This window comes from Pseudoalteromonas luteoviolacea, assembly GCF_000814765.1.
GTDB classification, from domain to species: Bacteria; Pseudomonadota; Gammaproteobacteria; order Enterobacterales; family Alteromonadaceae; genus Pseudoalteromonas; species Pseudoalteromonas luteoviolacea_H.
Map to the genome: position 1 here is coordinate 1 of NZ_JWIC01000002.1, position 12012 is coordinate 12012.

The window sequence follows — 12012 nt, forward strand, 5'->3', positions numbered from 1 at the left end:
CTCCCGGCACACCTTCAGCCACTTACAGAACGCTCCCCTACCCCGCGAACATAAGTTCGCAGCCGTAGCTTCGGTGGTATGTTTAGCCCCGTTACATCTTCCGCGCAGGCCGACTCGACTAGTGAGCTATTACGCTTTCTTTAAAGGATGGCTGCTTCTAAGCCAACCTCCTAGCTGTTTTAGCCTTCCCACATCGTTTCCCACTTAACATACACTTTGGGACCTTAGCTGACGGTCTGGGTTGTTTCCCTCTCCACGATGGACGTTAGCACCCACCGTGTGTCTCCCGGATAGTACTTTACGGTATTCGGAGTTTGCAAAGGGTTGGTAAGTCGGGATGACCCCCTAGCCTTAACAGTGCTCTACCCCCGTAAGTATTCGTCCGAGGCTCTACCTAAATAGATTTCGGGGAGAACCAGCTATCTCCCGGTTTGATTAGCCTTTCACTCCTAGCCACAGGTCATCCCCTAACTTTTCAACGTTAGTGGGTTCGGTCCTCCAGTCAGTGTTACCTGACCTTCAACCTGCCCATGGCTAGATCACCGGGTTTCGGGTCTATACCCTGCAACTTAAGCGCCCAGTTAAGACTCGCTTTCGCTACGGCTCCCCTAAATGGTTAACCTCGCTACAGAATATAAGTCGCTGACCCATTATACAAAAGGTACGCAGTCACCCTCGAAGGGCTCCTACTGCTTGTACGTACACGGTTTCAGGTTCTATTTCACTCCCCTCACAGGGGTTCTTTTCGCCTTTCCCTCACGGTACTGGTTCACTATCGGTCAGTTGGGAGTATTTAGCCTTGGAGGATGGTCCCCCCATATTCAGTCAAAGTTTCACGTGCTCCGACCTACTCGATTTCACTTCAGATAAATTTTCGTGTACGGGACTGTCACCCTGTGTCGTCCAACTTTCCAGAAGGTTCCACTAATTACACTGAAGCTTAAGGGCTAATCCGATTTCGCTCGCCGCTACTTTCGGAATCTCGGTTGATTTCTTTTCCTCGGGGTACTTAGATGTTTCAGTTCTCCCGGTTTGCCTCTTACAGCTATGTATTCACTGTAAGATACCGCTAAGCGGTGGGTTTCCCCATTCGGAAATCTAAGTCTCAAGTGCCTCTTACTGGCTCGACTTAGCTTATCGCAAGTTAGTACGTCCTTCATCGCCTCCAACTGCCAAGGCATCCACCGTGTACGCTTAGTCACTTAACCATACAACCCAAAATGGTTTGTATCGTCAAAGACAGTTTTAACTTCGCCAGAAGTTAAGTAATACTAAAGTAGACGCTAATTAATCAACTAAATGATTAATCGGCATTTTCTTTCGAAAACTCTGAATAACAATTGCTTGTTATTCGAGAATTTAATTATCAGCTTTCCAAATTTTTAAAGAGCAATATTAATTAGCTATAAAGCTAACTAACAATCATCTGTGTGGACACTTCGAACAAATCTGTTCTAAATCGTTAAGGAGGTGATCCAGCCCCAGGTTCCCCTAGGGCTACCTTGTTACGACTTCACCCCAGTCATGAATCACTCCGTGGTAAGCGCCCCCCCGAAGGTTAAGCTACCTACTTCTGGAGCAACCCACTCCCATGGTGTGACGGGCGGTGTGTACAAGGCCCGGGAACGTATTCACCGCGGCATTCTGATCCGCGATTACTAGCGATTCCGACTTCATGGAGTCGAGTTGCAGACTCCAATCCGGACTACGACAGACTTTAAGTGATTCGCTTACTCTCGCAAGTTCGCAGCACTCTGTATCTGCCATTGTAGCACGTGTGTAGCCCTACACGTAAGGGCCATGATGACTTGACGTCGTCCCCACCTTCCTCCGGTTTATCACCGGCAGTCTCCTTAGAGTTCCCGACCGAATCGCTGGCAACTAAGGATAGGGGTTGCGCTCGTTGCGGGACTTAACCCAACATCTCACAACACGAGCTGACGACAGCCATGCAGCACCTGTATCAGAGTTCCCGAAGGCACCAAACCATCTCTGGTAAGTTCTCTGTATGTCAAGTGTAGGTAAGGTTCTTCGCGTTGCATCGAATTAAACCACATGCTCCACCGCTTGTGCGGGCCCCCGTCAATTCATTTGAGTTTTAACCTTGCGGCCGTACTCCCCAGGCGGTCTACTTAATGCGTTAGCTTTGGAAAAGTTGTCCGAAGACCCCAGCTCCTAGTAGACATCGTTTACGGCGTGGACTACCAGGGTATCTAATCCTGTTTGCTCCCCACGCTTTCGTACATGAGCGTCAGTGTTGACCCAGGTGGCTGCCTTCGCCATCGGTATTCCTTCAGATCTCTACGCATTTCACCGCTACACCTGAAATTCTACCACCCTCTATCACACTCTAGTTTGCCAGTTCGAAATGCAGTTCCCAGGTTGAGCCCGGGGCTTTCACATCTCGCTTAACAAACCGCCTGCGTACGCTTTACGCCCAGTAATTCCGATTAACGCTCGCACCCTCCGTATTACCGCGGCTGCTGGCACGGAGTTAGCCGGTGCTTCTTCTGTAAGTAACGTCACAGCTAGCAGGTATTAACTACTAACCTTTCCTCCTTACTGAAAGTGCTTTACAACCCGAAGGCCTTCTTCACACACGCGGCATGGCTGCATCAGGCTTGCGCCCATTGTGCAATATTCCCCACTGCTGCCTCCCGTAGGAGTCTGGACCGTGTCTCAGTTCCAGTGTGGCTGATCATCCTCTCAAACCAGCTAGGGATCGTCGCCTTGGTAAGCCATTACCTTACCAACTAGCTAATCCCACTTGGGCCGATCATAAGGCGAGAGCCGAAGCCCCCTTTGGTCCGTAGACATTATGCGGTATTAGCCATCGTTTCCAATGGTTGTCCCCCACCTTACGGCACGTTCCCAAGCATTACTCACCCGTCCGCCGCTCGTCATCTTCTAGCAAGCTAGAAATGTTACCGCTCGACTTGCATGTGTTAGGCCTGCCGCCAGCGTTCAATCTGAGCCATGATCAAACTCTTCAATTAAAAGTTTTTTGAATCCGAAGATTCGTGCTCAATGAATTCTGTATAAATTGACTATATAGTCACTCATAAGAAATTGAGACTCTAAATATTTTGTTAGAACTCAATCTGTACGAGTGCCCACACAGATGATTGCTTCATATTTTTAAAGAACAATGTAACTAACTCTTGGTTAGTCACCGCAGCGTTGCTGCGAAGTGGAGCGCCATATTAACCGCTTCACTTTTAAAGTCAACTAGAAAATTTAATTTATTTTCAATTAAGCTTTCAGTTTGGCTTTCACTTTCACTTTGCTGCTTGCTTTTCAGCATGTTGCTCCGTGTCAGTGGGTGCGCATTATAGGGAGATTTAAGATTGGCGCAAGCGTTTTTTTCGCTTTTTTCTTAATAAATTTATTTAATTAGTTAACCTCAAAAAGCACAGCCTAGACACACAAGTTATACACAAAAACCTGTGGATAAAAGTACAAAATGTAACGATAGCGAGCGAAGCGAGTACGTTCAATTTGCGCAAGAAAAGTGTAAAAGGTTAGCGACAATGAACGAAGTGAATACGCTCTTTTTACGCAAGGTGAAATAAGCCGTTTTAACTAAACAAAGTCAATACACTGCTAACAATCTATATCATGTTTTGTCTATGTCATTCCGGACTTGCTCCGGAAACCATATATTAGGCACAAAAGAAATGGATCCTGAAGCGAGTTCAGGATGACATGGTGCAAAATGTAACGACAGCGAGCGAAGCGAGTACGTTCAATTTGCTCAAGGTGAAGTGAACCGGTTTAACCGAACAGAATCAATACACCTCTACAAATTCAGCAACCGCGTCAAAACTAACAAAGCATGGCTCCTGAAACGAGTTCAGGATGACGTGGTGTAAAAGGTTAGCGACAGCGAACGCAGTGAGTACGCCCTTTTTGTGCAAGGTGATTGACGTGCAAAATGTAGCGATAATGAGCGAAGCGAGTACGTTCAATTTGCGCAAGGTGAAATAAGCCGTTTTAACCGTTGCTAAGGGACTGTATTCAAAATAAGTAAAGGATGAAAGCAGTGAAGGTTACTCCCTTCACCTTGCGCTTATCGTGCAAAAGGCTAGCGACAATGAACGCAGTGAGTACGCCCTTTTTGTGCAAGGTGCAATGAACTATTTTAACCGTTGCTGAGGGACTGTATTCAAAAGGAGTAAAGAGTTAAAACGGTGAAGGTTGCTCCCTTCACCTTGTGCTAATTCGTCTCTTTATCAATGTGCATGACCTCTACAATATTCGAGACGATTTAGCACGAAAAAAGCCCGACTCTTTCGAATCGGGCTTTCTTTAATTTGGCGCTTGGCAATGTCCTACTTTCACATGGGAAACCCCACACTATCATCGGCGCTATTTCGTTTCACTACTGAGTTCGGCATGGGATCAGGTGGTTCCAAAATGCTATGGTTACCAAGCAAATTCTTTTCGTGCAAATGGTTAATGACGTCTTTTTGTCATTTCATTTGCGCAAGGTGAATTGATTTCTCATAAGAGCTTATCTAGTCACAATGCTTAAATTCGGAGAGCGTAATTAAATTCTTATCGTCTACTTATATTCTTAACTTCTAACAAGCTTAAAACCACTTTGGCGTTGTATGGTTAAGCCTCACGGGTAATTAGTACGAGTTAGCTCAATGCCTCACAGCACTTCCACATCTCGCCTATCAACGTTGTAGTCTTCAACGGCCCTTCAGTTAACTTAAAGTTAAAGTGAGAACTCATCTCGAGGCTCGCTTCCCGCTTAGATGCTTTCAGCGGTTATCGATTCCGAACGTAGCTACCGGGCAATGCTATTGGCATAACAACCCGAACACCAGCGGTTCGTCCACTCCGGTCCTCTCGTACTAGGAGCAGCCCCTCTCAATTCTCAAACGCCCACGGCAGATAGGGACCGAACTGTCTCACGACGTTCTAAACCCAGCTCGCGTACCACTTTAAATGGCGAACAGCCATACCCTTGGGACCGACTTCAGCCCCAGGATGTGATGAGCCGACATCGAGGTGCCAAACACCGCCGTCGATATGAACTCTTGGGCGGTATCAGCCTGTTATCCCCGGAGTACCTTTTATCCGTTGAGCGATGGCCCTTCCATTCAGAACCACCGGATCACTATGACCTACTTTCGTACCTGCTCGACGTGTCTGTCTCGCAGTTAAGCTGGCTTCTACCATTACACTAACCGTACGATGTCCGACCGTACTTAGCCAACCTTCGTGCTCCTCCGTTACTCTTTGGGAGGAGACCGCCCCAGTCAAACTACCCACCAGGCACTGTCCTCAATCCCGATTAGGGACCTAAGTTAGAACATCAACACTACAAGGGTGGTATTTCAAGGACGGCTCCACACAATCTAGCGACTGTGCTTCAAAGCCTCCCACCTATCCTACACATGTAGGGTCAATGTTCAGTGCCAAGCTGTAGTAAAGGTTCACGGGGTCTTTCCGTCTAGCCGCGGGTACACAGCATCTTCACTGCGATTTCAATTTCACTGAGTCTCGGGTGGAGACAGCGTGGCCATGGTTACACCATTCGTGCAGGTCGGAACTTACCCGACAAGGAATTTCGCTACCTTAGGACCGTTATAGTTACGGCCGCCGTTTACCGGGGCTTCGATCAAGAGCTTCGACAAATGTCTAACCCCATCAATTAACCTTCCGGCACCGGGCAGGTGTCACACCGTATACGTCATCTTACGATTTTGCACAGTGCTGTGTTTTTAATAAACAGTCCCAGCCACCTGGTCACTGCGGCTCTCGTTTGCTTACGGAGTAAATCCTTCACAAACAAGAGCGTACCTTCTCCCGAAGTTACGGTACAATTTTGCCTAGTTCCTTCACCCGAGTTCTCTCAAGCGCCTTAGTATTCTCTACCTGACCACCTGTGTCGGTTTAGGGTACGATTCGATATAAACTGAAGCTTAGAGGCTTTTCCTGGAAGTAGGGCATCAACAACTTCACTACCGTAGTAGCTCGTCTCGACTCTCAGCCTTAGCGACCCGGATTTTCCTAAGTCACCAGCCTACAGCCTTTCACATGGACAACCAACGCCATGCTTGCCTAGCCTGCTCCGTCCCCCCATCGCATTTATACCAAGTACGGGAATATTAACCCGTTTCCCATCGACTACGCTCTTCAGCCTCGCCTTAGGGGTCGACTCACCCTACCCTGATTAACATGGGATAGGAACCCTTGGTCTTCCGGCGTGCGGGTTTTTCACCCGCATTATCGTTACTCATGTCAGCATTCGCACTTCTGATACGTCCAGCAAACCTTACAGTTCACCTTCAGCCGCTTACAGAACGCTCCCCTACCCCGCGAACATAAGTTCGCAGCCGTAGCTTCGGTGGTATGTTTAGCCCCGTTACATCTTCCGCGCAGGCCGACTCGACTAGTGAGCTATTACGCTTTCTTTAAAGGATGGCTGCTTCTAAGCCAACCTCCTAGCTGTTTTAGCCTTCCCACATCGTTTCCCACTTAACATACACTTTGGGACCTTAGCTGACGGTCTGGGTTGTTTCCCTCTCCACGATGGACGTTAGCACCCACCGTGTGTCTCCCGGATAGTACTTTACGGTATTCGGAGTTTGCAAAGGGTTGGTAAGTCGGGATGACCCCCTAGCCTTAACAGTGCTCTACCCCCGTAAGTATTCGTCCGAGGCTCTACCTAAATAGATTTCGGGGAGAACCAGCTATCTCCCGGTTTGATTAGCCTTTCACTCCTAGCCACAGGTCATCCCCTAACTTTTCAACGTTAGTGGGTTCGGTCCTCCAGTCAGTGTTACCTGACCTTCAACCTGCCCATGGCTAGATCACCGGGTTTCGGGTCTATACCCTGCAACTTAAGCGCCCAGTTAAGACTCGCTTTCGCTACGGCTCCCCTAAATGGTTAACCTCGCTACAGAATATAAGTCGCTGACCCATTATACAAAAGGTACGCAGTCACCCTCGAAGGGCTCCTACTGCTTGTACGTACACGGTTTCAGGTTCTATTTCACTCCCCTCACAGGGGTTCTTTTCGCCTTTCCCTCACGGTACTGGTTCACTATCGGTCAGTTGGGAGTATTTAGCCTTGGAGGATGGTCCCCCCATATTCAGTCAAAGTTTCACGTGCTCCGACCTACTCGATTTCACTTCAGATAAATTTTCGTGTACGGGACTGTCACCCTGTGTCGTCCAACTTTCCAGAAGGTTCCACTAATTACACTGAAGCTTAAGGGCTAATCCGATTTCGCTCGCCGCTACTTTCGGAATCTCGGTTGATTTCTTTTCCTCGGGGTACTTAGATGTTTCAGTTCTCCCGGTTTGCCTCTTACAGCTATGTATTCACTGCAAGATACCGCTAAGCGGTGGGTTTCCCCATTCGGAAATCTAAGTCTCAAGTGCCTCTTACTGGCTTGACTTAGCTTATCGCAAGTTAGTACGTCCTTCATCGCCTCCAACTGCCAAGGCATCCACCGTGTACGCTTAGTCACTTAACCATACAACCCAAAATGGTTTGTATCGTCAAAGACAGTTTTAACTTCGCCAGAAGTTAAGTAATACTAAAGTAGACGCTAATTAATCAACTAAATGATTAATCGGCATTTTCTTTCGAAAACTCTGAATAACAATTGCTTGTTATTCGAGAATTTAATTATCAGCTTTCCAAATTTTTAAAGAGCAATATTAATTAGCTATAAAGCTAACTAACAATCATCTGTGTGGACACTTCGAACAAATCTGTTCTAAATCGTTAAGGAGGTGATCCAGCCCCAGGTTCCCCTAGGGCTACCTTGTTACGACTTCACCCCAGTCATGAATCACTCCGTGGTAAGCGCCCCCCCGAAGGTTAAGCTACCTACTTCTGGAGCAACCCACTCCCATGGTGTGACGGGCGGTGTGTACAAGGCCCGGGAACGTATTCACCGCGGCATTCTGATCCGCGATTACTAGCGATTCCGACTTCATGGAGTCGAGTTGCAGACTCCAATCCGGACTACGACAGACTTTAAGTGATTCGCTTACTCTCGCAAGTTCGCAGCACTCTGTATCTGCCATTGTAGCACGTGTGTAGCCCTACACGTAAGGGCCATGATGACTTGACGTCGTCCCCACCTTCCTCCGGTTTATCACCGGCAGTCTCCTTAGAGTTCCCGACCGAATCGCTGGCAACTAAGGATAGGGGTTGCGCTCGTTGCGGGACTTAACCCAACATCTCACAACACGAGCTGACGACAGCCATGCAGCACCTGTATCAGAGTTCCCGAAGGCACCAAACCATCTCTGGTAAGTTCTCTGTATGTCAAGTGTAGGTAAGGTTCTTCGCGTTGCATCGAATTAAACCACATGCTCCACCGCTTGTGCGGGCCCCCGTCAATTCATTTGAGTTTTAACCTTGCGGCCGTACTCCCCAGGCGGTCTACTTAATGCGTTAGCTTTGGAAAAGTTGTCCGAAGACCCCAGCTCCTAGTAGACATCGTTTACGGCGTGGACTACCAGGGTATCTAATCCTGTTTGCTCCCCACGCTTTCGTACATGAGCGTCAGTGTTGACCCAGGTGGCTGCCTTCGCCATCGGTATTCCTTCAGATCTCTACGCATTTCACCGCTACACCTGAAATTCTACCACCCTCTATCACACTCTAGTTTGCCAGTTCGAAATGCAGTTCCCAGGTTGAGCCCGGGGCTTTCACATCTCGCTTAACAAACCGCCTGCGTACGCTTTACGCCCAGTAATTCCGATTAACGCTCGCACCCTCCGTATTACCGCGGCTGCTGGCACGGAGTTAGCCGGTGCTTCTTCTGTAAGTAACGTCACAGCTAGCAGGTATTAACTACTAACCTTTCCTCCTTACTGAAAGTGCTTTACAACCCGAAGGCCTTCTTCACACACGCGGCATGGCTGCATCAGGCTTGCGCCCATTGTGCAATATTCCCCACTGCTGCCTCCCGTAGGAGTCTGGACCGTGTCTCAGTTCCAGTGTGGCTGATCATCCTCTCAAACCAGCTAGGGATCGTCGCCTTGGTAAGCCATTACCTTACCAACTAGCTAATCCCACTTGGGCCGATCATAAGGCGAGAGCCGAAGCCCCCTTTGGTCCGTAGACATTATGCGGTATTAGCCATCGTTTCCAATGGTTGTCCCCCACCTTACGGCACGTTCCCAAGCATTACTCACCCGTCCGCCGCTCGTCATCTTCTAGCAAGCTAGAAATGTTACCGCTCGACTTGCATGTGTTAGGCCTGCCGCCAGCGTTCAATCTGAGCCATGATCAAACTCTTCAATTAAAAGTTTTTTGAATCCGAAGATTCGTGCTCAATGAATTCTGTATAAATTGACTATATAGTCACTCATAAGAAATTGAGACTCTAATTCTTTTGCTCCTGAATCAAGAGCTGTTAGAACTCAATCTGTACGAGTGCCCACACAGATGATTGCTTCATATTTTTAAAGAACAATGTAACTAACTCTTGGTTAGTTACCGCAGCGTTGCTGCGAAGTGGAGCGCCATATTAACCGCTTCACTTTTAAAGTCAACTAGAAAATTTAATTTATTTTCAATTAAGCTTTCAGTTTGGCTTTAACCTTCACTTTGCTGCTTGCTTTTCAGCGTGTTGCTCCGTGTCAGTGGGTGCGCATTATAGGGAGATTTAAGATTGGCGCAAGCGTTTTTTTCGCTTTTTTCTTAATAAATTTATTTAATTAGTTAACCTCAAAAAGTACAGTCCTAGACACACAAGTTATACACACAAACCTGTGGATAAAAGTACAAAATGTAACGATAGCGAGCGAAGCGAGTACGCTCATTTTGCGTAAGAAAAGTGTAAAAGGTTAGCGACAATGAACGAAGTGAATACGCTCTTTTTACGCAAGGTGAAATAAGCCGTTTTAACTAAACAAAGTCAATACACTGCTAACAATCTATATCATGTTTTGTCTATGTCATTCCGGACTTGCTCCGGAAACCATATATTAGGCACAAAAGAAATGGATCCTGAAACGAGTTCAGGATGACATGGTGCAAAATGTAACGACAGCGAGCGAAGCGAGTACGTTCAATTTGCTCAAGGTGAAGGGTGAAGTGAGCCGGTTTAACCGAACAGAATCAATACACCTCTACAAACTCAGCAACCTGACAAAAACTGGAAAAGCATGGACCCTGAAGCGAATTCAGGATGACATGGTGCAAAATGTAACGATAACGAGCGAAGCGAGTACGTTCAATTTGCGCAAGGTGAAATAAGCCGTTTTAGCTGTTGCTGAGGAAATCTTGAGTTTGCCTTGTCGGCGGTGAAGGATGCTCCCTTCACCTTGCGCTAATTCGTCTCTTTATCAATGTGCATGACCTCTGCAACATTCGAGACGATTTAGCACGAAAAAAGCCCGACTCTTTCGAATCGGGCTTTCTTTTATTTGGCGCTTGGCAATGTCCTACTTTCACATGGGAAACCCCACACTATCATCGGCGCTATTTCGTTTCACTACTGAGTTCGGCATGGGATCAGGTGGTTCCAAAATGCTATGGTTACCAAGCAAATTCTTTTCGTGCAAATGGCTAATGACGTCTTTTTTGTCATTTCATTTGCGCAAGGTGAATTGATTTCTCATAAGAGCTTATCTAGTCACAATGCTTAAATTCGGAGAGCGTAATTAAATTCTTATCGTCTACTTATATTCTTAACTTCTAACAAGCTTAAAACCACTTTGGCGTTGTATGGTTAAGCCTCACGGGTAATTAGTACGAGTTAGCTCAATGCCTCACAGCACTTCCACATCTCGCCTATCAACGTTGTAGTCTTCAACGGCCCTTCAGTTAACTCTAAGTTAAAGTGAGAACTCATCTCGAGGCTCGCTTCCCGCTTAGATGCTTTCAGCGGTTATCGATTCCGAACGTAGCTACCGGGCAATGCTATTGGCATAACAACCCGAACACCAGCGGTTCGTCCACTCCGGTCCTCTCGTACTAGGAGCAGCCCCTCTCAATTCTCAAACGCCCACGGCAGATAGGGACCGAACTGTCTCACGACGTTCTAAACCCAGCTCGCGTACCACTTTAAATGGCGAACAGCCATACCCTTTGGGACCGACTTCAGCCCCAGGATGTGATGAGCCGACATCGAGGTGCCAAACACCGCCGTCGATATGAACTCTTGGGCGGTATCAGCCTGTTATCCCCGGAGTACCTTTTATCCGTTGAGCGATGGCCCTTCCATTCAGAACCACCGGATCACTATGACCTACTTTCGTACCTGCTCGACGTGTCTGTCTCGCAGTTAAGCTGGCTTCTACCATTACACTAACCGTACGATGTCCGACCGTACTTAGCCAACCTTCGTGCTCCTCCGTTACTCTTTGGGAGGAGACCGCCCCAGTCAAACTACCCACCAGGCACTGTCCTCAATCCCGATTAGGGACCTAAGTTAGAACATCAACACTACAAGGGTGGTATTTCAAGGACGGCTCCACACAATCTAGCGACTGTGCTTCAAAGCCTCCCACCTATCCTACACATGTAGGGTCAATGTTCAGTGCCAAGCTGTAGTAAAGGTTCACGGGGTCTTTCCGTCTAGCCGCGGGTACACAGCATCTTCACTGCGATTTCAATTTCACTGAGTCTCGGGTGGAGACAGCGTGGCCATGGTTACACCATTCGTGCAGGTCGGAACTTACCCGACAAGGAATTTCGCTACCTTAGGACCGTTATAGTTACGGCCGCCGTTTACCGGGGCTTCGATCAAGAGCTTCGACAAATGTCTAACCCCATCAATTAACCTTCCGGCACCGGGCCAGGTGTCACACCGTATACGTCATCTTACGATTTTGCACAGTGCTGTGTTTTTAATAAACAGTCCCAGCCACCTGGTCACTGCGGCTCTCGTTTGCTTACGGAGCAAGTCCTTCACAAACAAGAGCGTACCTTCTCCCGAAGTTACGGTACAATTTTGCCTAGTTCCTTCACCCGAGTTCTCTCAAGCGCCTTAGTATTCTCTACCTGACCACCTGTGTCGGTTTAGG

At 47.7% G+C, this 12012-nt stretch carries 1 protein-coding gene and 7 rRNA genes; all 8 read right to left on the reverse strand.

What is annotated here, in order from left to right; translation table 11 throughout:
- Positions 1-1208 (reverse strand): 23S ribosomal RNA (locus JF50_RS01325); the annotation flags it as partial.
- A gap of 255 nt (positions 1209-1463) precedes the next feature.
- Positions 1464-2996 (reverse strand): 16S ribosomal RNA (locus tag JF50_RS01330).
- Positions 2997-3169: 173 nt separating this feature from the next.
- Positions 3170-3304: a hypothetical protein gene (locus tag JF50_RS27745; RefSeq protein WP_268747798.1), complete on the reverse strand. Its 135-nt coding sequence runs from the start codon at positions 3302-3304 to the stop codon at positions 3170-3172.
- A 1014-nt stretch (positions 3305-4318) separates the two neighbouring features.
- A 5S ribosomal RNA gene (gene rrf, locus JF50_RS01335) occupies positions 4319-4433 on the reverse strand.
- A gap of 180 nt (positions 4434-4613) precedes the next feature.
- Positions 4614-7496: ribosomal RNA gene (locus JF50_RS01340) — 23S ribosomal RNA — on the reverse strand.
- Positions 7497-7751: 255 nt separating this feature from the next.
- A 16S ribosomal RNA gene (locus JF50_RS01345) occupies positions 7752-9284 on the reverse strand.
- Between the two features lie 1131 nt (positions 9285-10415).
- Positions 10416-10530: ribosomal RNA gene (gene rrf, locus JF50_RS01355) — 5S ribosomal RNA — on the reverse strand.
- 181 nt (positions 10531-10711) lie between these two features.
- Positions 10712-12012 (reverse strand): 23S ribosomal RNA (locus JF50_RS01360); the annotation flags it as partial.